Raw genomic sequence first — 21,196 nt, 5'->3', positions numbered from 1 at the left:
TGCACAGATCACTTTACGGACATTTGCTGGCCCAGCGGTAATAACGATATGTGATGTACTTCGCAATTTTAAGTCAGTGGCATAAATTTAACAGCGGCGGTTGAATTTCCCCGGCCGCGTGCCCATCTCATACGTTATGGTCATGCTGACCCTTCAATTTTGCTGCCCCGCACGCTGCGTGGCGGCGCGACTCACAGGAGATATCGGTGCGCTGGTTACCGTTAGTGATTTTTTTTGTTCTGGCCTGGATTGAGATCTCAATTTTCATCCAGGTGGCGCACGCGCTCGGCGTGCTGCTGACCATGCTGCTGGTGATTTTTACCTCGTGCATTGGTGTGTCGCTGGTGAAAAATCAGGGCATGAAGAACTTTATGCTGATGCAGGAGAAGCTAGCGCGTAACGAGAGCCCGGCGGCGGAGATGATCAAAAGCGTGTCGCTGATCATCGCTGGTTTTCTGCTGCTGCTGCCGGGCTTCTTTACCGATTTCCTCGGCCTGCTGCTGTTGCTGCCGCCGGTGCAGAAGCACCTGACGCTAAAACTGATGCCGCACCTGCGCGTATGGCGCGGCCCGGGGCAGGGCCCGGATAGCGGCGTCACCATGGACGGCGAGTTTGAGCGCAAAGATCAGGATCGTATCGGTCACGATAAAGATCGCTGAATGTAAGCGGGGCGGCGTAAGCCGCCCTTTTTGCTGTCTTTTTCGTCATCTGTTACGCAAACGAAAATTTTTTATTTTTTTGCCCTTGAAAGCCCCTTTTCTGCCCCTATCTCTCTCTCCACGAGGCCGGAACCCTCAAGCCCGGCGTTCAACCCAAAAATGAATGATTGGACTTCTCAAAGGAGAGCTATCAAATGAAAATTCGTCCGTTGCACGATCGCGTTATCGTCAAGCGTAAAGAAGTTGAAGCCAAATCTGCTGGCGGTATCGTTCTGACCGGCTCAGCAGCAGGCAAATCAACCCGCGGTGAAGTACTGGCTGTTGGCAATGGCCGCATCCTGGAAAACGGCGACGTGAAGCCGCTGGACGTGAAAGTGGGTGATCTGGTGATTTTCAGCGAAGGCTACGGTGCCAAGACTGAGAAAATCGACAACGAAGAAGTTCTGATCATCTCTGAAAGCGACATTCTGGCGATTGTTGAAGCGTAATTTACGCGTAATTCACTGAACGAAACGAATTTAAGGGATATTTGAAATGGCAGCTAAAGACGTAAAATTCGGTAATGACGCACGCGTAAAAATGCTGCGTGGCGTGAACGTACTGGCAGATGCAGTAAAAGTTACCCTGGGCCCGAAAGGCCGTAACGTGGTTCTGGATAAATCTTTTGGTGCACCGACCATCACTAAAGATGGTGTTTCTGTGGCACGTGAAATCGAGCTGGAAGACAAGTTCGAGAACATGGGTGCGCAGATGGTGAAAGAAGTCGCTTCTAAAGCTAACGACGCAGCAGGCGACGGCACCACCACCGCTACCGTTCTGGCACAGGCTATCGTCAACGAAGGCCTGAAAGCCGTCGCGGCGGGCATGAACCCAATGGATCTGAAGCGCGGTATCGATAAAGCCGTTGCAGCAGCCGTTGAAGAGCTGAAAACCCTGTCTGTACCATGCCAGGATTCCCGCGCTATCGCGCAGGTAGGTACCATTTCTGCCAACTCCGATGAAAGCGTCGGTACCCTGATCGCTCAGGCGATGGACAAAGTGGGTAAAGAAGGCGTGATCACCGTTGAAGAAGGCACCGGTCTGCAGGACGAGCTGGACGTGGTTGAAGGTATGCAGTTCGACCGTGGCTACCTGTCTCCGTACTTCATCAACAAGCCAGAAACCGGTGCAGTGGAGCTGGAAAGCCCATTCATCCTGCTGGCTGACAAGAAAATCTCTAACATCCGCGAAATGCTGCCAGTGCTGGAAGCTGTGGCGAAAGCCGGCAAACCACTGCTGATCATCGCAGAAGACGTGGAAGGCGAAGCGCTGGCTACGCTGGTGGTCAACACCATGCGCGGTATCGTGAAAGTGGCTGCGGTGAAAGCACCGGGCTTCGGCGACCGTCGTAAAGCGATGCTGCAGGATATTGCTATCCTGACCGGCGGTACCGTGATCTCTGAAGAGATCGGTATGGAGCTGGAAAAAGCGACGCTGGAAGACCTGGGTCAGGCAAAACGCGTGGTGATCAACAAAGACACCACCACCATCATCGATGGTGTGGGCGATCAGGGCGCAATCTCTGGCCGCGTGACGCAGATCCGTCAGCAGATCGAAGAAGCGACGTCTGACTACGACAAAGAGAAACTGCAGGAGCGCGTTGCAAAACTGGCAGGCGGTGTAGCCGTACTGAAAGTAGGCGCAGCGACTGAAGTTGAGATGAAAGAGAAGAAAGCACGCGTTGAAGATGCCCTGCACGCTACCCGTGCTGCGGTTGAAGAAGGCGTGGTTGCCGGTGGTGGTGTCGCGCTGGTGCGTGTTGCGGCGAAAATCGCAGCATCTGGCCTGAAAGGTCAGAACGAAGACCAGAACGTCGGTATCAAGGTTGCTCTGCGTGCGATGGAAGCGCCACTGCGTCAGATCGTTTCTAACGCCGGTGAAGAGCCATCTGTGGTTGCTAACAACGTGAAAGCGGGCGACGGTAACTACGGTTACAACGCACAGACCGAAGAGTACGGCAACATGATCGACTTCGGTATCCTGGATCCAACCAAAGTGACCCGTTCTGCGCTGCAGTACGCATCTTCTGTGGCCGGTCTGATGATCACCACCGAAGCGATGGTCACCGACCTGCCGAAAAGCGACGCACCTGACTTAGGTGCTGGCGCTGGCGGCATGGGTGGCATGGGCGGTATGGGCGGCATGATGTAATTGCCCTGAACGTCTGAGCTGTTGAGAAACCCCCGATCGGAAACGGTCGGGGGTTTTTCTTTTGCCGGCGAACAAGGTATAAGTAAGGGCGCAATACTTCGGCTTTGCGGGTTTAGGGCAATGAATGTTCAGAAAAAATGTGCGCTTTTCTGCTACGCTGCCGCCCGACACTGATGATAATAAATGGGGATTATAATGCGGATTAACCTCTCGCTCGGACTGGCAGTCGGTACCTTACTGCTGGCGGGCTGTAGCACCTCCAACCAACTGAGTGCCGCCGGCGAACGTGTCACCTTTGTTGATCAACAGCCAGGCAGCCAATGTCAGCTGCTGGGCAATGTTACCGGCTCGCAGAGCAACTGGCTGACCGGCTCAGGCGGTGAAGGCAGTTCACTGCGCGGCGCGGCCAACGACCTGCGTAACCGCGCAGCAGAGATGGGCGGCAACGTGATTTATGGTGCCACCAGCCCGACGCAGAACCTGCTGTCTGCCTTTGCCCCGCTCGACAGCAAAATGTCGGGTCAGGTGTATAAGTGCCCGTAATGGCAGAGCAGCAATAAAAAAGCCGCGAGAGCGGCTTTTTTGTTTTTGAGTTCAGTCCCTGCGCGGTCGCCATCAATGGCGACACTACGGTGATGGCGCCAGCTGCCCGGTGCGCATGAATGCGCACCGGGCAGCTGGCAGGGAACGTCACTCCTGACGCAGCTGCAGATCCAGCGGCGTTTTGCTCGGCTCACCACCAATTTCCCGCGCCAGCTTCGGCACCATATAGCCCGATACCATGGTCAGCAGCTGCCGCACCAGCGCCCGCGCCTGCTCATCCGGCACAAAGAAGTGCGCCGCCCCCTGCACCTTATCCAGCACATGTAAATAGTAGGGCAGGATGCCGGCATCAAACAGCGCATTGCTGAGCTGTGCCAGAGTCTGCGCATCGTCATTAACGCCGCGCAGCAGCACGCTCTGGTTCAGCAGGGTGACGCCGGCGCGCTTCAGCCTCTGCATGCGTTCGCGCAGCGCCTCGTCAATCTCCTGCGCGTGGTTGATGTGGCTGACCAGCAGCACCTGCAGACGCGTATCCGCCAGCAGCTGGCATAGCCCTTCGGTAATGCGCGCCGGGATCACTACCGGCAGCCGGCTGTGAATGCGCAGGCGTTTCAGGTGCGGAATGTTTTCCAGCGCGCCAATCAGCCACGCCAGCTCCTGATCTTTCGCCATCAGCGGATCGCCGCCGGAGAAGATGATCTCGTCGAGCTCGGGATGGGCGGCAATGTAATCAATCGCCGCCTGCCAGTTGCGCTTGTTGCCCTGATTATCCTGATAGGGGAAATGCCGGCGGAAGCAGTAGCGACAGTTCACCGCGCAGCCGCCCTTGACCAGCAGCAGCGCGCGGTTTCTATACTTATGCAGTAAGCCCGGCACCACGCTGCTCTGCTCATCGAGCGGATCGGTGCTGTAGCCCGGCGCATCGGTAAACTCCTGACGGCTGGTCAGCACCTGCAGCAGCAGCGGGTCCTGCGCATTGCCGCGCTGCATGCGCTGAATAAAGGCGCGCGGTACGCGCAGGGCGAACAGACGGCGCGCCTCGCTCCCGGCTGCCAGATCCGCGTGGTTTTCGAGGGCTAAAAGTTGCAGTAATTCAGCAGGATCGGTGACAACATCAGCAAGTTGCTGCAACCAATCTTCTCTGACGGGGGGATTTAGGGTTACAATGTGTGCCATTTTTTTGGCTATTACCAGTTAATATCTACAGAGGGCCTTTATGGCGACTTATCTTAGCAACGATTTTCGTGCCGGTCTTAAAATCATGTTCGAAGGCGAACCCTATGCCATCGAATCCAGTGAATTCGTTAAGCCGGGTAAAGGCCAGGCGTTTGCACGTGTTAAAATGCGTCGTCTGCTGACCGGTTCACGCGTTGAGAAAACCTTCAAGTCTACCGACTCCGCCGAAGGCGCAGACGTGCGTGACATGACGCTGCAGTACTCCTACAACGACGGTGACTTCTTCTACTTCATGCACCCGGAAACCTTCGAACAGTATCAGGTTGAAGCCAAGGTGCTGGACGACGTGACCAAATGGCTGCAGGACAACGCCGAGTGTATCGTAACCCTGTGGAACGATAAACCGATCGCCGTTCAGCCACCGAACTTCATCGAAGCTGAAATCACCGAAACTGACCCAGGTCTGAAAGGTGATACTGCCGGTACCGGCGGCAAGCCAGCGACGCTGTCTACCGGCGCCGTGATCAAAGTGCCACTGTTCGTACAGATTGGCGAAGTGGTAAAAGTGGACACCCGCTCTGGCGAATACGTTTCCCGCGTAAAATAATCGTCAAATCAGGCGCATCATCGATGCGCCTTTTTTATTTCCGCGCTCTTCCCCCCACCGCGTCCGCGTCTTTTTTCAGCAGCTTAACCGCCATCATGGCGTATCCGGTCTATGCTTTAAAAGCTGTACTTTTACTGCAACCAACAAGGATATGGCTATGTTAAAGAAAAGTATTGTCGCGATTTTCTCGGTACTGGTGCTTTCCTCGCTGCTTTCTGCCTGTAACACCACGCGTGGCGTAGGCGAAGATGTTGAAGCGGGCGGTCAGGCAATTCAGCGCAGCGCGCAGTAACTAAAACCGGTGCGAAACTTGCTTTCGTACCGGCTTTCTCTTCCTCCTGTTGTCCTGCCAGCACCTGTGATTTCTGAAACTGCCTGCCGCGACGGCGGTGCCGTTGTTTGCCGTCAGCAATACGGGTAGACTTCCTCCCCTTGTCTGTATAAGGAGTCATCACCATGAGCGAAACGGCAAGCTGGCAGCCGAGCGCACCCATTGCCAATTTGTTGAAACGCGCCGCCATCCTGGCGGAAATCCGGCGTTTCTTTGCCGATCGCGGCGTACTGGAAGTGGATACGCCTGCCATGAGCCAGGCGACGATCACCGACATCCACCTGGTGCCATTCCAGACGCGCTTTGTCGGACCTGGCGCGGCAGACGGGCGCGATCTGTGGCTGATGACCAGTCCGGAATATCACATGAAGCGCCTGCTGGCGGCGGGCAGCGGCCCGATTTATCAGATGGGGCGCTGCTTCCGTAATGAAGAGGCCGGGCGCCACCATAATCCGGAATTCACCATGCTGGAGTGGTATCGGCCGCACTACGACATGTATCGGCTGATGAACGAAGTCGACGACCTGCTGCAGCAGGTGCTGGAGTGCGACAGCGCCGAATCGCTATCGTATCAGCAGGCGTTTATCCGTCATCTGGAGATCGATCCGCTGTCGGCGGACAAGGCGCAGCTGCGCGAAGCGGCGGAAAAGCTGGGTGAGGGCGAGCTGGCGAATCGCGAAGACGATCGCGACACGCTGCTGCAGCTGCTGTTTATGCTGGGCGTGGAACCGAAAATTGGTCTCGATAAGCCGTGCTTCGTCTATCACTTCCCGGCCAGTCAGGCGGCGCTGGCGGAGATCAGTACCGAAGATCACCGCGTGGCAGAGCGTTTTGAGGTCTATTACAAAGGCGTGGAGCTGGCCAATGGTTTCCGCGAACTGACCGACAGCCGCGAACAGCGTCAGCGCTTTGAGCAGGATAATCGTCGTCGCGCTGCGCGCGGTTTGCCACAGCATCCGATTGATACTTACCTGCTGGATGCGCTGGCGCACGGCATGCCGGCCTGTTCCGGCGTGGCGCTGGGCGTCGATCGCCTGATTATGCTGGCGCTGAAGGCCGATGCGCTCAGTGAGGTGATCGCTTTCCCGGTCGATCGCAGCTAGTTACGCCGCGTTTCTGCACACCCGGCCGCGGCTCAGCGACAGCGCTGTCCGCGGCCGGATGCGTTTACGGCGAGGTATTATTGGCCGCTTCCGGAAACTCCTGGATGGTAACCGGCAGCGTCATCTTCTGCTCATTGCGCAGCACCTGCACATCAATCACCGATCCCGGGCGGATTTCCGCCACCTGGTCCATGGTCTCCTGCGCGGACAGCGCCGGCTTACCGTTCACCTGCAGCAGGACATCGTTGGCCTGAATGCCGGCGCGATCCGCCGGACCGCCCGGCGTCACTTCACTGACGATAATGCCCTGCACCCGATCGAGGTTGCTGCCCTGACCGTGCAGCGGCGGCAGTTCGCGCCCGGTAATGCCGATATAACCGCGGATCACCCGGCCATCGCGAATCAGCTTATCCATGATTTTGGTCGCCAGCGCGGTCGGAATGGCAAAACCAATGCCTTCCGGAGTTTCGCCGTCGTTGCTTTTGTCGAAGGTCAGCGTGTTGATGCCCATCAGCTCGCCCAGCGAGTTAATCAGCGCGCCGCCGGAGTTCCCCTGGTTGATCGAGGCATCGGTTTGCAGGAAGTTCTGCCGACCGGAGGAGCTCAGACCGATGCGGCCGGTGGCGCTGATGATGCCCTGGGTGACCGTCTGGCCGAGGTTGTACGGGTTGCCAATCGCCATCACCACATCACCAATATGCGCGACACGTTTGGCGTTAATCGGGATTACCGGCAGATTAGAGGCGCTGATTTTTAACACCGCCAGATCGGTCATGGCGTCGGAGCCCACCAGCGTCGCTTCAAAAAAGCGTCCGTCCTGCAGCGCGACGATAATCTGGTCAGCGTTATTGATGACATGTTTGTTGGTGAGGATGTAGCCTTTCGCGTTCATGATGACGCCGGAACCGAGCGTGGTAATGCCGCGATTATTGTTACCGTGCGCGCTGCGGTTATAGACGTTGACCACCGCCGGCACAGCACGGCGCACGCCCTGATTGAAACTGAAGGGCGCTTCATCGGCGCTGCTGTCGTGATCAAAGGTGACGTTGCTGCCCATTCGCAGCGCCGGGATCGCGACAAGCAGTAAACCTGCCACGATCAGGCCCATCACCACAGAACGTAAAAGTTTAAGAAACATGGTGTTATTTCAGGCAAGAGTTGATCGCAGGGCAGAATAGCACGAGAAGGGCGGACAAACACCTGCTTGTCCGCCCGTTGCGAGGATTATCGCAGAAGCAGGTAAATACTCTCGTCGCCGCGCACCACGTTCAGCGCCAGTACCGGCGGTTTGCCCTCCAGCACTTTGCGCATTTCGGCGAGGCTCTGCACCCGCGTACGGTTAACGCCGACAATCACATCGTCTTTCTGCAGGCCAACCTGTTCTGCCGGCGTGCCTTTTTCGATGGTATCGACTTTGACCCCTTTATCGCCGGCTTTGGTATTGCCGTCACTGAGCGTGGCGCCCTGCAGCGCTGGCGACATCAGCTGGGCGCTGGCGGTACTCTGCGCGCTCTGTTCCAGCGTTACGGTCACCGTCAGCGGTTTGCCATCGCGCAGCAGACCGATTTTCACCTGCTGGCCTGGCGGCGTGGTGCCGACTTTCACCCGCAGCTCGGCAAAGCTGGTAATTGGCTTATCGTTAATGGCGGTAATGATGTCGCCCGCTTTGATGCCCGCCTGTTCCGCCGCCGACTTCGGCAGCACTTCAGAGACAAATGCCCCGCGCTGCGCATCGACGTTAAACGCTTTCGCGATATCGGCGGTCATTTCTGTCCCTTTGATCCCGAGCTGACCGCGCTTCACTTCGCCGAACTGAATCAGCTGCTGCGCCAGATTCATCGCCATATTGCTGGGGATGGCAAAGCCAATACCAATGTTGCCGCCGCTCGACGCCAGAATGGCGGTGTTAATGCCGATCAGCTCGCCGTTGAGGTTCACCAGCGCGCCGCCGGAGTTGCCACGGTTGATGGCGGCATCGGTCTGAATAAAGTTCTCCAGCCCTTCCAGATTCAGCCCGCTGCGGCCCAGCGCCGAAATAATGCCGGACGTCGCCGTCTGGCCGAGGCCGAACGGGTTGCCGATCGCCACGGCGAAGTCACCCACTTTCAGCGCGTCAGAATCAGCAATTTTCACCTGCGTGAGGTTTTTTGCGCCTTCTACCTGAATCAGCGCGATGTCGGTTTGCTCGTCATGACCAATCAGCTTTGCGTCATATTCGTTGCCATCGCTCAGCTGCACGCTGATTTTATCCGCACCGTTTACCACGTGATTGTTGGTCAGAATGTAGCCTTTGGCCGCGTCGATGATGACGCCGGAACCCAGTCCTTCAAATGGCTGTGGCTGAGACTGGCCGGGCGCCTGGCCAAAGAAGCGCTTCAGCGGCTCGGGAATATCCTGGCCCTGCTGACCGCTGTCGGTGCCCTCGACATGCACGCTGACCACCGCCGGCAGCACTTTTTCCAGCATCGGTGCCAGGCTTGGCAGTGCTTGTCCCTGAATCTGTGCCGGCAACGTGGCCATGGCACCCGGCGTCGCCGCCAGACTCATCCCAATGCTCAAGGCTAATGCGCTTAACAGTCGTGCTTGTTTTTTCATTGCTATGACGCTCTCGCTGCGAAAAGGGGGATAAAAGAAGTGTGACAGTTATTGGTAATAAGCGTTCGGAAAACAAAAAGGGCACAGCCATGCTGTGCCCCAAAACGATTAACTGCGGGTGGTGCGTTCGCCGCTGCGCAGCAGGCCCGATGCGCCTTCAGAGTAGTCGCGCGGGATCTGCACCGGCGCCTGGTCGTTATCGGCCTCGGCTTCCGTCAGCTGGTAAGCAAACGGGTTTTTCTCGCCCGGCAGATTTGGCAGCAGGTCATTCGACCCTTTCGCCATGTGCTGATACAGCTGGCGATAGTCGCGCGCCATGTTGTCCAGCAACTCTGCGCTGCGCGCAAAGTGGTTGGTGAGCTCTTCGCGGTAATCCGCCAGCTCCGCTTTGGATTTTTCCAGTTCGTACTGCATGCTGCGCTGCTCACGCAGCTTTTTGTTGCCAAAACGCATCGCTACCGCGCCGACAATAATGCCAATCACTAAACCAATCAGCCCGTATTCCCAGGTCATAATGACTCCCGTGTAATTTCCGTTGCTTCGTAGGGCATTGCTTCTGTTTCAACTTCAATAGTAGCCACTATACCCGTTAATCCATCGGAAGTGGAATCCTCGGGCTGTATCGCTTAGTGTAGAGCGGCCTAATTTTCGACAACCGACACGTGAATCGGACTTTTTCAGGGATTCTGAGAGAACCATGCAAACCTCATCTCCGCTTGCGCGCTATGAGCAGGCGCTGTCGCAGGGCGAGTTTCGTCCGGACGATGTACAACGTGACGCCATCACCCGTTTAGATCGCATTCAGCAAGGCCTGATTGCCCGCCAGCAGCAGCCGCAGCCGGCAGCTAAAGGGCTGTTTGGCCGCTTATCAAAGCTGATGAATAAAGCGCCGGAGAGCCATGAAGCGCCGGTGCGTGGCCTGTATATGTGGGGCGGCGTCGGACGCGGTAAAACCTGGGTAATGGATCTGTTTTTTCAGTCTATTCCTGGCGATCGCAAACTGCGTCTGCATTTCCATCGCTTCATGCTGCGCGTGCACGAAGAGTTAACGCAGCTGCAGGGCCACAGCGACCCGCTGCTGATAGTCGCTGACCGTTTCAAAGCGGAAACCGATATTCTCTGTTTCGACGAGTTTTTTGTCTCCGACATTACCGACGCAATGCTGCTTGGTACCCTGATGGAAGCACTGTTTGCCCGCGGCATTACGCTGGTGGCGACCTCCAACATTCCGCCGGATGAGCTGTACCGCAACGGCCTGCAGCGGGCGCGTTTTCTGCCGGCTATCGAGCAGATTAAGCGCCACTGCGATGTGATGAATGTCGATGCCGGCATTGATTATCGCCTGCGCACCCTGACATCGGCCCATCTGTGGAATTTCCCGCTTAACGACACAACGCACGCGGAGATGGAGCGCATGTTCAGCGCGCTGTCCGGTAAACCGCGCGGCGACGCGCCGGTGCTGGAGATTAACCATCGTCAGCTGCCGACGCTTGGCGTTCATGAAGGCGTACTGGCCATCAACTTCCTCGCGCTGTGCGGTGAAGGGCGCAGCCAGCACGATTACATTGAGCTGTCGCGCCGCTTCCACAGCGTGCTGCTGTACGATGTGCCGGTGATGATTTACAAAACGGAAGACCAGGCGCGGCGGTTCCTCGCGCTGGTGGATGAGTTCTACGAGCGCCACGTCAAGCTGGTGGTGGCGGCAGAAACCTCGCTGTTTGAAATCTATCAGGGCACGCGGCTGAAATTCGAATATCAGCGCTGTCTCTCGCGCCTGCAGGAGATGCAGAGCGAGGAGTATCTTCGCCTGCCGCACCTGCCCTGAGGGGCAAACAGAAATCACCGCTTCGGGCGCAAAAAGAGTCGATCTTTAGATTCGACTTCTCTATAATCTTGCGACCCCACGTTACAGCACAGGCTTTCTTTTCCCGGAAAACTGTGTGATCCGGTAACTCTACCTGAGGGGGTGGGCTTGCTGGGCGAATTGGTCGTGTGAGCCTCAATCGTTAACTTAGCGTTTGGGATTTCACCAACGTGTAACTTTTATTTGGGTAAGCTTTTCAATGAAAACTTTTACAGCTAAACCAGAAACCGTACAGCGTGACTGGTATGTTGTTGACGCAACTGGCAAAACCCTGGGTCGCCTGGCGACTGAACTGGCGCGCCGTCTGCGTGGTAAGCACAAAGCGGAATACACTCCGCACGTTGATACCGGTGATTACATCATCGTTCTGAACGCTGACAAAGTTGCTGTAACCGGCAACAAGCGTAACGACAAGATTTACTATCACCACACTGGCCACATCGGTGGTATCAAGCAAGCGACCTTTGCAGAGATGATCGAACGCCGTCCTGAGCGTGTGATTGAAATCGCGGTTAAAGGCATGCTGCCAAAAGGCCCACTGGGTCGTGCTATGTACCGTAAACTGAAAGTTTACGCAGGTAACGAGCACAACCACGCGGCGCAGCAACCGCAAGTTCTTGACATTTAATCGGGATTATAGGCAATGGCTGAAACTCAAAACTACGGCACTGGTCGCCGCAAAAGCTCTGCCGCTCGCGTCTTTATCAAGCCGGGTAGCGGTAACATCGTAATTAACCAGCGCTCTCTGGAGCAGTACTTCGGTCGTGAGACTGCACGCATGGTCGTGCGTCAGCCGCTGGAGCTGGTTGATATGGTTGGTAAACTGGACCTGTACATCACCGTTAAAGGTGGTGGTATTTCTGGTCAGGCTGGTGCGATCCGTCACGGTATCACCCGCGCTCTGATGGAATACGACGAGTCTCTGCGTTCTGAACTGCGTAAAGCGGGCTTCGTTACCCGTGACGCGCGTCAGGTTGAACGTAAGAAAGTCGGTCTGCGTAAAGCACGCCGTCGTCCACAGTTCTCCAAGCGTTAATTGCTGGCTGCTTCGGCAGTTACAATTGGCTCAAAAAACCCGCTTCGGCGGGTTTTTTATTGCCTGAATCGCGGCTTTTTCAGCGCAAAAACGCGAGCTTTCCCCGCATTTTGCCCGCAAATGATTATCCCCGCCCCACAAGCTGCTTAAAATCTGGTAAACTGACTGACACTTTGCGCCCGCGAGTCGCGGCGTTGTGCATACTGCTCCTGTCGGGACGACCGGACAATGCCCGTAACGCCCGGCTGTGTGCGAATCTGATGAGCAGGTGAGTCGCCGCGTGGTTGGCTATTCGCAGTATTTTTTTGTGAACAAACTTGGAGGTTTTCATGGCTGTCGCTGCCAACAAACGTTCGGTAATGACGCTGTTTTCTGGTCCGACTGACATTTTCAGCCATCAGGTACGTATCGTGCTGGCTGAGAAGGGCGTCAGCGTGGAGATCGAGCAGGTTGAAACGGATAATCTGCCGCAGGATCTGATTGACCTCAACCCGTATCGCACTGTGCCAACGCTGGTCGACCGTGAACTGACGCTGTATGAATCCCGCATCATCATGGAATACCTCGATGAGCGTTTCCCGCATCCGCCACTGATGCCGGTTTATCCGGTCGCGCGCGGTGAAAGCCGTCTGATGATGCACCGCATTGAGCAGGACTGGTACAGCCTGATGCGTACCATTGAAACCAGCAGCGGTGCCGAAGCCGATGCCGCGCGCAAGCAACTGCGCGAAGAGCTGCTGGCCATTGCGCCGCTGTTCTCACGTACGCCGTTCTTTATGAGCGAAGAGTTCAGCCTGGTTGACTGCTATCTGGCGCCGCTGTTGTGGCGTCTGCCGCAGCTGGGTGTGGATCTGGCTGGCGCAGGTTCGAAAGAGCTGAAAGGCTACATGACGCGCGTATTTGAACGTGACTCCTTCCTCGCTTCTTTGACGGAAGCCGAACGTGAAATGCGCCTGCAAGCCCGGGGCTAATCTATGGAAATGTCGCAACTTACTGCCCGCCGTCCCTATCTGCTGCGGGCCTTTTATGAATGGCTGCTCGACAACCAGCTGACGCCGCATCTGGTGGTGGATATCAATCTGCCTGGCGTACAGGTGCCGCTGGAGTACGCTCGTGACGGACAGATTGTCCTGAACATCGCGCCGCGCGCGGTGGGCAACCTTGAGCTTGCCAACGATCAGGTGCGCTTCAATGCGCGTTTCGGCGGCGTGCCGCGCCAGGTATCTGTGCCGATGGCTGCGGTGCTGGCGATTTACGCGCGCGAAAACGGCGCCGGCACCATGTTCGAACCGGAGCCCGCGTATGAGCTGTCCGGCGACGAGCAGGAAGGCGGCCAGGAAGAGACGTTAATGTCGGTGATTGATGGTGACCGTCCGGACGATGCGACGGATGACGACTCTTCACCGGATGACGAACCGCCGCCGCGCGGTGGACGTCCTTCACTGCGCGTAGTGAAGTAAATCGCGGAAAATAAAAAACGGGCTGATTAGCCCGTTTTTTTATGCCTGTGTCGCGGCGCGGCTTAGTGCGCAGCAGACCAAAGGGAGCGCAGCGCTCCGTTTGTACCGATCTTAATAAACGTCGCGCAGATAACGCTTATCTTTCTTCAGCTGATCGATATAGGCTGCGGCACGCTCGCTGGAAAGACCACCGAACTGACGCACCACTTCATACAGCGCGGCGTCGACATCTTTCGCCATGCGTGAGGCATCGCCACAGACGTAGAAGTAGGCGCCTTCCTGCAGCCAGGCGTACAGCTCAGCGCCTTTCTCCAGCATGCGGTTCTGCACGTAAATCTTCTCTTCCTGATCGCGGGAGAAGGCCAGGTCGAGATGCGTCAGCAGACCGCTCTGCTGCCAGCCCGCCAGCTCATCCGCGTAAATGTAATCATGTTCCTGATGCTGGTCGCCGAAGAACAGCCAGTTTTTACCTTCAGCACCGGTCGCCTGGCGCTCCTGCAGGAAGGCGCGGAACGGCGCGATGCCGGTACCCGGACCGACCATGATCAGCGGGGCGTTATTATTCGCCGGCACGCGGAACGCTTTGTTCGGCGAAATAAAGATCGCCGGCTTCTCTCCGCGACGCACGCGTTCAGCCAGATAGGTGGAGCACACGCCTTTACGCTCGCGGCCACCGCTGTGATAGCGCACGGAAGCGATGGTCAGATGCACCTGGTTAGGGTGCGCCTTCGAGCTGGACGAAATGGAGTAAGCACGGTGCTGCAGCGGACGCAGCATCGCCACCAGCTCCGGCACCGACAGATTACGCTTCAGTTCGAGCTGCAGCAGATCCAGCGTATCTTTGCCCCACAGCCAGTTAGCCAGCGTGTCTTTATCGTCGTGCTGCAGGACGTGCAGCAGCTCCTGGTTGGTGGTGTGCTGTCCGACCCACTCAATCAGCTTGCGCGACGGCTCAGAAATCTCGAACTGATAGGTCAGCAGATCGCCGAGGTTACGGTCAAAGCCCGGCACCGGGGTTTCGTAGTCGGCTTTCAGCTCGCTCAGCAGCAGGCTCACCAGACCGGCATCGTTCACCGGGATCACGCCCAGCGCATCACCGGCTTCGTATTTCAGGCCGCTGTCGCTCAGGTCAAATTCGAAGTGACGGATATCTTTGGCGGACTGCTCGCCGGACAGACGCTTATTGGTCACCAGCGCCGCCGCGTAAGGATTTTGCTTGTTGCTGCCCGGGATCACCGGCGCTTCCGGCGCGCTCTCCAGCACCGTGCCGCTGCTGCCCGCGCTGGCGGCAAACTGTGGCATGGCGCTGCCAATCCACTCGCTGGAAGGCTCTTCGTAATCGATGTCGCAGTCGATGCGATCCACCACGCGTTTCGCCCCCAGCTGCTCCAGGCGCATATCAATGAACTTACCGGCCTGGCAGAAACCGTCGTAGCCGGTATCGCCGATTGCCAGCACGGCAAAGTGCATCTGCTCCAGACGCGGCGCGGTGCTGGCTGAGATGGCCTGCCAGAACAGCTGTGCGTTGTCTGGCATTTCGCCTTCGCCGTAGGTGGAGGTGACGATCAGTACATGACGCATGGTGGCGAACACATCCAGATCCACTTCACCCAGCGCCTGCACTACCGGCACCAGGCCTTTAGCGCGCGCCGCCTTGGCTGCGGTCTGCGCCAGCGCTTCGGCGTTACCGGTCTGGGAACCAAACAGAATATGCAGCTGGGTGGTGGCGCTGGCGCCCGCTGCCGGTGCGGTCTGCTTGTCTTCTAATACCAGCAGGCGCGAGTGGAGACCGGCGAGAAACCCCGCCAGCCAGTATTTCTGTTCGCCGTTAAACGGCGCGTCTTCAGGAATGTAAGGAATCTTCATGGATATCAGTACTCAAACCGTTTTATCGTCATCAATCTTCTTTCGCAGCGCAATCAGGAGAGTTTCCCGACCGCGGCGGCAATCTCTGGCAGTGCGGCGCGTGCAAACAGCTCTTCAAAATCAGGCAGATGGCCCAGCACCTCACGGTTGCAGGCGTCCTGATAAATGATCCAGCCATAGGTTGCCAGGCTGTCCATGGAGCGAATGTTGCGCTGCGTCAGCGCGGCTTTGTAATCCGACATACGCTTGGCGGCGATCAGGCTTGCCAGCTCATCATCGCTGTAGTTCTCAATGGCCGCACGGGCATGACGCTGCAGCTTGCTGACCAGCGCGAAATCTTCGGTCATCAGCAGGTTGCGAACCGCTTTCTCGACTGCCGCGTCTTCCACCGCTGTGCCTTTCGGCAGTTTGCCCAGCGCCAGCTGCTGCGCGAAGCTCAGAACGGTGTAGTTATTCAGCAGAACAAACATCTCCTGCGTATCGGTCGCGCCGTAGGCCGGTACCGCACCGTCGGCGATGGTTTTGCCCGCACGCCAGGCTGATTTGAACTTGGCAACCTGATGCGCGGCCAGCGACGTGGACAGCTCTTCCAGTAGATCCTTACGCGTTTTCGCTTTCAGAATTTCGCCGCCATCCTGATACAGCAGCAGCGAGCGCGGCATCACATAAACGAAGTGCTGACACTCGGTTTCCCAGTTCTCCAGCAGCCACGCCGCGCGCGGCGACTGGGTAGCTTCGAGGTGCCAGTGCAGCATGGTCAGCACTGCCTGCTTGTGCACCTGCGCCATTTCGTCTTCGTCAGCGATGGAGCCGAACAGCACCGAATCACCGGCGGCGTGCGCGGCCAGGGAACGGTACGGATCGTACTGATAGGCGAAGCCGCCGCTCATGCCGTTACCGAAACCTTTACCAAAGGTGCCGAGGTTAAGAATCGCGCCGTTAGTCATGTATTCACAGCAGAAGTCGCCGACGCCTTCAACCACCGCGGTGGCGCCCGAGTTACGCACGGCGAAACGGTCACCGGCCTGGCCCTGAACAAACAGACGACCGCCGGTCGCGCCGAACAGCGCAAAGTTACCGATCAGCACGTTGCCGTCGCTGTCCTGTGCGCCGCCGCCCGGTGACATCACCACCAGTTCGCCGCCACACTGACCTTTACCGACGCCATCGTTACAGGTGCCGTAATGCTTCATCTGCATGCCGTCGTTGCAGAACGCGCCAAATGACTGACCGGCTGACCCGCGGGTATCAATCTGCACTGTGCGCGGTGCCAGATATTTCCGGCCACGGTCATCCTGCAGTACCGCTGGCAGCGCGGTCAGCTGCTGCGCCGACAGCTCGTGGTTCAGCATGCGCTCAATATCGATCGCCAGCTGACCGCCAACGCTCTTGTTACGGTTGTTCAGCGTCACGCCGTTACCCAGCGTAATCTCGCGGCGGGCGGCATCAACCAGCTGCGCTTTCAGCTCTTCTACCCAGCCATCGTCCAGCTCGAAATCTTTTTCCAGATACACTGGCTGAGCGATCTTCTGCTCCGGCACCACGGTCAGCATGGCGCGCAGATCGAGTTTGCCCACTTCCAGCGGATGATCCATCAGATGCAGCAGGTCAGAGCGGCCGCGCGCTTCACGCAGCGAACGCAGACCGAGGCGTGCGAGGAACTCACGCACTTCCTGCGCCACGTTGATAAAATACTGCGCCAGCTGACGCGGATCGCCATCGAAGGCTTCAGCGTTAGTGGTGAGGCCAGCCGGGCATTTGACGTTGCAGTTTTTCGCCATCACGCATTTCAGCATCATCAGCGCGGTGGTGCCAAACTCGAAGCTGTCGCCGCCGAGCAGGGCCGATTTGATCACATCGCTGCCGGTCTGCTGTGCGCCGGAACAGCGCAGCTGCACTTTGTCACGCAGCCCGTTAGCGCACAGCGCCTGGTGTACTTCGGCGATACCGATTTCCGCCACGCGCCCGGTGTATTTCAGGCTGGTGACCGACGCCGCGCCGGTGCCGCCGGTGTTACCGGCGACGTTGATGACGTCTGCGCCGGCTTTTGCCACGCCGACTGCGATAGTGCCGATGCCTTCAGACGACACCAGTTTGACGATAACGCGCACGCGTGCCGCTTTACAGTCGTGGATCAGCTGCGCCAAATCCTCGATAGAATAAGTATCGTGATGCGGCGGCGGTGATACCAGCTCAACGCCCGGCGTACCGCCACGCGCGGCCGCAATCTCCACCGTCACTTTCGGTGCAGGCAACTGACCGCCTTCGCCCGGTTTAGCGCCCTGGCCAATTTTGATCTCCAGCTCTTCCAGCATCGGGTCGGCCAGATAAGCCGCCCACACGCCGAAACGACCGGACGCCAGCTGTTTGATGCGCGATGCGCGAATGGTGCCGTGGCGTGAATAGTGTTCGCCACCTTCACCACAGTTACTCATTCCGCCCACCATATTGGTACCGTGCGCCACCGCTTCGTGCGCCGGGGCGACCAGCGCGCCGTGGCTCATGGCGCCTGAGGCGAAGGTACGGGTGATTTCGTGCGCCGGCTGGACCTCTTCCAGCGGCAGCGAGGGCAGCGCGGTAAAGATTTTTGCCAGATAGTCTGCTGCCTGACCGTAAGCGGTAATGTGCAACACGCCTTCAGTGATGCTGCTGCTTTCGATCTCATCGTTAAAGCGGGTTTTCAGCGCGCGTGACAGCGCGGCCAGACGCTCGCTCTCCGGCTTCAGGCCGGCAATGGCATCAATCAGACGCAGCTCAAACTGGTTGAGGCTACCGTTCACCGCTTCGCAGCGCAGGCCGCGAATGGCGAAGCCGTTGTTGACCAGCGAGTAGCGGCCCAGCTTGCGGCCAAATTCGGCTTCGCTGTCCACGTGGGTCAGATCGCACGGCAGCGCGAGGATGTCGCGCAGCGCCGCCGGACGACGCTTACGCTCAGCGTGCATCAGGCTGGAGAACTGACGGTAATCCGGCGTGATAGCAAAGCTGTCGATCACCGCATTCGGGATGCGCTCGAAGCTGCTGTCTTTAAACGACTCGGCTTTGATGCTGAACGCGTTGTCCAGCCTGGCCAGCGTCATCAGACGGATAAAGTTGTCCTCTTCGCGCGCTTTGTCAGCGAAGCGAATCGGCTGCTCTGTCATATCAATAAAGGTACGCACCGCGATGGTGCCGTACGAGTGGCCCGCGCCTTCGGCACGTTCTTTAAACAGACCCAGCAGCGGCACTTCGGCTTCGCCCTGAATTTTCAGCGCGCTCTGGTGCCAGTCCACCGCCATCTGCGCGATGGCCGGGAAGCCCGCGCCGCCCACCGGAGTTTTGATATTCGGGAAATATTTCTTCAGCACCGGGTCTTCGGTATCGAGGAAGTTTGGCTCGAAGAACTCACCGCAGCTGTAGCTCTCAACGGTACACAGGCCCACTTTGCCCATGGTTTTCATCAGCGCTTTTTCTGCCGCTTTGGCATAGCGTTTGAACGCTTTGTTGCCTTCTTCACCTTCGCCAAACTTCTCTTCTGCACGCATCTGTACGCCCAGCGGATACACGGCAGAGGCGCCAAAGCCGAGCGTGGCGGCGATATGGTGCGAGGAGATGCTCTGGCCGCTCTCGACCACCAGTGACACATCCAGACGCAGGCCTTCCTGCACCAGACGCTGGTTAATGGCCGACACCATCAGCAGCATCGGAATAGCAGCATGGGTTGAAGAGATATGGCGATCGGTGATCACCGCGATGCCGCCCTGCTGACGGGCAAAATCCACCACCTGCTGCGCCAGGTTATCGATAGCGTTTTCCAGCGCTTTGGCGTTGGCGGCGCGGCTGACGATGTCTTTACCGATGACCGGCTCATACAGCATCTCAAAGCGCGCATACGGCGCCACTTTCTGCTCGCGCAGACGCAGCATGTCCAGGTGCGTCAGGATCGGGCTTGGTACGATGATCTGCTGGCCTTTACTGCGGCCGAGGTGCGGTTTAGCGCCGAGCGCCACGCGCAGCGTCATGCCGTCCGCTTCACGGATGGAGTCGAGCGGCGGGTTGGTGACCTGCGCAAAGCGCTGCGAGAAGTAGTGCGCCATGCCGCCTTCATGATCGGACAGGCCATTGATGGCATTGCCGTAACCCATCGCGGAGATCTTCTCAGCGCCGGTTTGCAGCATCGGGTCCATCATGAATTTGAAGCTTTCCTGGTTGTAGTAGTAAGCCACAAAGCGCTGATAGGTTTTCAGGTCGCCGCGATAGCGCAGCGGTGAGCCGAGTTTCTCTGCCGGCACTTCCGGCAGCTGCTGCAGTTCAACGCGTGCCGCCTGCACCAGGGAGAGATAATCTTTTTCCGCCGCCAGCTTTTCCAGCGCCTGCACGGTGGTGTAAGAGCGTTTCTCTTTGTGATCGTAATAGAGCATGCCGCCAGCTTCGATACGGCCACGGCGCAGCACGCTCTCCGGTGGGAAGGCGATCTGGCCGGCTTCTGACATCGCACCGATATACTCAGCGGTTTCGACGGAGCGCAGCGGACGCAGGCCAAGACGGTCCAGCCGTGCGCCAATCACTTCGCCGTTACCGAAGATCAGCGCGGCGGGGCCGTCGTTCTTCTCTTCATACAGCGAGAAGTATTCCAGCATGGCGCGCACTTCAGCTGACAGCGAGGTGTCGTTTTCCCACGCCGGCGGCATCATTGAAACCACGGCGTTGATCAGATCGAGGTTATCTTCCATCAGACGGCTGTGGATACTCTGATCGAGACGCGAACTGTCAGACTGGCCTTTTGGCCGCACGATCTTTTTGCCGCGCGCCAGCATCAGTGCCGCTTCCGCGATGCGGTTTTTCCGGTCCGTGTTCAGCTCACCGTTGTGCGCCATCAGGCGGAACGGCTGCGCCATCGTGGTATGCGGATCGGTATTGGTGGAGAAGCGGGTATGGAAAAACAGTCCGCGCACCTGATGATCGGGATCGGTCAGATCTTTGAAGTAGGGAATCACTTCATTGGAGTTCAGGCGGGCTTTGAACACCTGAGTGCGCGACGACAGCGACAGCGGATAAAGGCCGCCGAATTCGCTTTCGGTAAAGGCGCGTGCTTCGATGTCCAGCAGCGCACGGTAAATGTGGCGCTCGAAGTCGCTCTGCTCGGTAACGTCCTGCGGTGCGGCAAACACCCACTGCACGATCGGCAGCTGGAACTGCTGTGCGGCCGGGCGCGTGACGCTGTTGTCCAGCGGCATATCACGCTTCAGCAGCACCGGGAAGTTGTAAGCGGCCAGCGTCTCTTCAACCAGACGCTCTGCGTTCGCGCGCAGCGCCGCATCTTTTGGCACAAAGAAGTTGCCCACGCCAAAGCGGCCCGCTTCCAGCGCCTGACCGGTCAGCTTACGGAAGAAGTTCAGGGAGAGGTCAACGTTAACGCCCGCGCCATCACCCACACCCTCTGCAGACATCCCGCCACGGTGCGGTACCGTGCACAGGGCGCTATGCGCCATCTGCAGGATTTCATGGGTCTGCTCGCCGTCCTTGCGGGTAATAAAACCTACACCACAGCTGTCGCTTCCTGCTGATGGATCATACAAACCCCAGGGGTTAGGTTGTTGAGTGGACATTGAGGGTCTCCTTAAACTGCTTTAGACATTACCTGCATTATTTCAGGCACAGAGCGCTGCTGCGTGCTGTATCAATTTGTTTTCGCGCGCTTTTACGCGGACGTCGCAACACCGGACAACGACAATCAAGGCACTGATTCACGTCCTTGATTGGCTGTCCATAAAATCCGGTCTCTAAGGG

Annotated in this window: 18 protein-coding genes; 12 read left to right on the top strand and 6 right to left on the bottom strand. The window is 57.7% G+C overall.

Going from position 1 to position 21,196, the window contains the following annotated elements; translation table 11 throughout:
- Window positions 1-206: 206 nt before the first annotated feature.
- From K7H94_RS16410 to K7H94_RS16395, 4 genes are all read left to right on the top strand, one after another.
- Window positions 207-659, top strand: coding sequence for an FxsA family protein (locus K7H94_RS16410; protein ID WP_021507767.1), 453 nt, complete (start codon window positions 207-209; stop codon window positions 657-659).
- A gap of 194 nt (window positions 660-853) precedes the next feature.
- Window positions 854-1,147 (top strand): co-chaperone GroES, encoded by a 294-nt coding sequence (locus K7H94_RS16405; protein ID WP_021507766.1) that lies wholly within the window; start codon window positions 854-856, stop codon window positions 1,145-1,147.
- A gap of 46 nt (window positions 1,148-1,193) precedes the next feature.
- Complete coding sequence (groL, locus tag K7H94_RS16400; protein ID WP_058759603.1) at window positions 1,194-2,849, top strand: chaperonin GroEL; 1,656 nt, start codon at window positions 1,194-1,196, stop codon at window positions 2,847-2,849.
- A gap of 195 nt (window positions 2,850-3,044) precedes the next feature.
- Window positions 3,045-3,392, top strand: a complete 348-nt coding sequence (locus K7H94_RS16395) for a DUF4156 domain-containing protein (protein WP_021507764.1) — start codon at window positions 3,045-3,047, stop codon at window positions 3,390-3,392.
- Window positions 3,393-3,539: 147 nt separating this feature from the next.
- Here K7H94_RS16395 and epmB read toward each other — a convergent pair whose 3' ends face one another.
- Entirely contained in the window at window positions 3,540-4,568 is a 1,029-nt protein-coding gene (gene epmB / locus K7H94_RS16390; RefSeq protein WP_058759602.1) for an EF-P beta-lysylation protein EpmB, read from the bottom strand.
- 40 nt (window positions 4,569-4,608) lie between these two features.
- Here epmB and efp point away from each other — a divergent pair, with 40 nt between their 5' ends.
- The 3 genes from efp to epmA all read left to right on the top strand — a co-directional run bounded on the left by efp (window position 4,609) and on the right by epmA (window position 6,609).
- Window positions 4,609-5,175, top strand: a complete 567-nt coding sequence (efp, locus tag K7H94_RS16385; protein ID WP_021507762.1) for an elongation factor P — start codon at window positions 4,609-4,611, stop codon at window positions 5,173-5,175.
- Window positions 5,176-5,332: 157 nt separating this feature from the next.
- Window positions 5,333-5,467 carry an entericidin A/B family lipoprotein gene (locus K7H94_RS16380; RefSeq protein ID WP_031279745.1) on the top strand — a complete coding sequence of 45 codons (135 nt, stop codon included), beginning with the start codon at window positions 5,333-5,335 and terminating at the stop codon, window positions 5,465-5,467.
- Window positions 5,468-5,631: 164 nt separating this feature from the next.
- The gene (gene epmA / locus K7H94_RS16375; protein ID WP_021507760.1) at window positions 5,632-6,609 is read left to right on the top strand and encodes an elongation factor P--(R)-beta-lysine ligase; all 978 of its coding nucleotides are present in this window, start codon (window positions 5,632-5,634) and stop codon (window positions 6,607-6,609) included.
- 64 nt (window positions 6,610-6,673) lie between these two features.
- On the opposite strand, the gene degS is transcribed toward epmA, so the two are convergent.
- From degS to zapG, 3 genes are all read right to left on the bottom strand, one after another.
- Window positions 6,674-7,747 (bottom strand): outer membrane-stress sensor serine endopeptidase DegS, encoded by a 1,074-nt coding sequence (gene degS / locus K7H94_RS16370; RefSeq protein ID WP_021507759.1) that lies wholly within the window; start codon window positions 7,745-7,747, stop codon window positions 6,674-6,676.
- Between the two features lie 86 nt (window positions 7,748-7,833).
- Window positions 7,834-9,204, bottom strand: a complete 1,371-nt coding sequence (gene degQ, locus K7H94_RS16365; protein WP_222951350.1) for a serine endoprotease DegQ — start codon at window positions 9,202-9,204, stop codon at window positions 7,834-7,836.
- Between the two features lie 108 nt (window positions 9,205-9,312).
- Window positions 9,313-9,717 (bottom strand): Z-ring associated protein ZapG, encoded by a 405-nt coding sequence (zapG, locus tag K7H94_RS16360; RefSeq protein ID WP_021507757.1) that lies wholly within the window; start codon window positions 9,715-9,717, stop codon window positions 9,313-9,315.
- Between the two features lie 184 nt (window positions 9,718-9,901).
- Between zapG and zapE the strand changes: the two genes are divergently transcribed.
- The 5 genes from zapE (at window position 9,902) to sspB (ending at window position 13,564) form a co-directional block, all read left to right on the top strand.
- Window positions 9,902-11,029 carry a cell division protein ZapE gene (gene zapE, locus K7H94_RS16355; protein WP_150059176.1) on the top strand — a complete coding sequence of 376 codons (1,128 nt, stop codon included), beginning with the start codon at window positions 9,902-9,904 and terminating at the stop codon, window positions 11,027-11,029.
- Between the two features lie 238 nt (window positions 11,030-11,267).
- A complete protein-coding gene (rplM, locus tag K7H94_RS16350) occupies window positions 11,268-11,696 on the top strand; it encodes a 50S ribosomal protein L13 (protein ID WP_021507755.1) in 429 nt (142 codons plus the stop codon).
- Between the two features lie 15 nt (window positions 11,697-11,711).
- Window positions 11,712-12,104: a 30S ribosomal protein S9 gene (gene rpsI, locus K7H94_RS16345; protein ID WP_021507754.1), complete on the top strand. Its 393-nt coding sequence runs from the start codon at window positions 11,712-11,714 to the stop codon at window positions 12,102-12,104.
- Between the two features lie 329 nt (window positions 12,105-12,433).
- Entirely contained in the window at window positions 12,434-13,075 is a 642-nt protein-coding gene (gene sspA, locus K7H94_RS16340; RefSeq protein ID WP_021507753.1) for a stringent starvation protein SspA, read from the top strand.
- 3 nt (window positions 13,076-13,078) lie between these two features.
- Window positions 13,079-13,564, top strand: coding sequence for a ClpXP protease specificity-enhancing factor (sspB, locus tag K7H94_RS16335; RefSeq protein ID WP_021507752.1), 486 nt, complete (start codon window positions 13,079-13,081; stop codon window positions 13,562-13,564).
- Window positions 13,565-13,675: 111 nt separating this feature from the next.
- On the opposite strand, the gene K7H94_RS16330 is transcribed toward sspB, so the two are convergent.
- Window positions 13,676-15,430 (bottom strand): sulfite reductase subunit alpha, encoded by a 1,755-nt coding sequence (locus tag K7H94_RS16330; RefSeq protein ID WP_058770697.1) that lies wholly within the window; start codon window positions 15,428-15,430, stop codon window positions 13,676-13,678.
- 53 nt (window positions 15,431-15,483) lie between these two features.
- Entirely contained in the window at window positions 15,484-21,015 is a 5,532-nt protein-coding gene (locus K7H94_RS16325) for a glutamate synthase-related protein (protein WP_141496188.1), read from the bottom strand.
- Window positions 21,016-21,196 lie beyond the last annotated feature (181 nt).

This window comes from Pantoea dispersa (assembly GCF_019890955.1).
GTDB lineage: Bacteria > Pseudomonadota > Gammaproteobacteria > Enterobacterales > Enterobacteriaceae > Pantoea > Pantoea dispersa.
The sequence above is the reverse complement of the archived record's forward strand: the minus strand, read 5'-3'. Positions and strand labels throughout refer to the sequence as shown.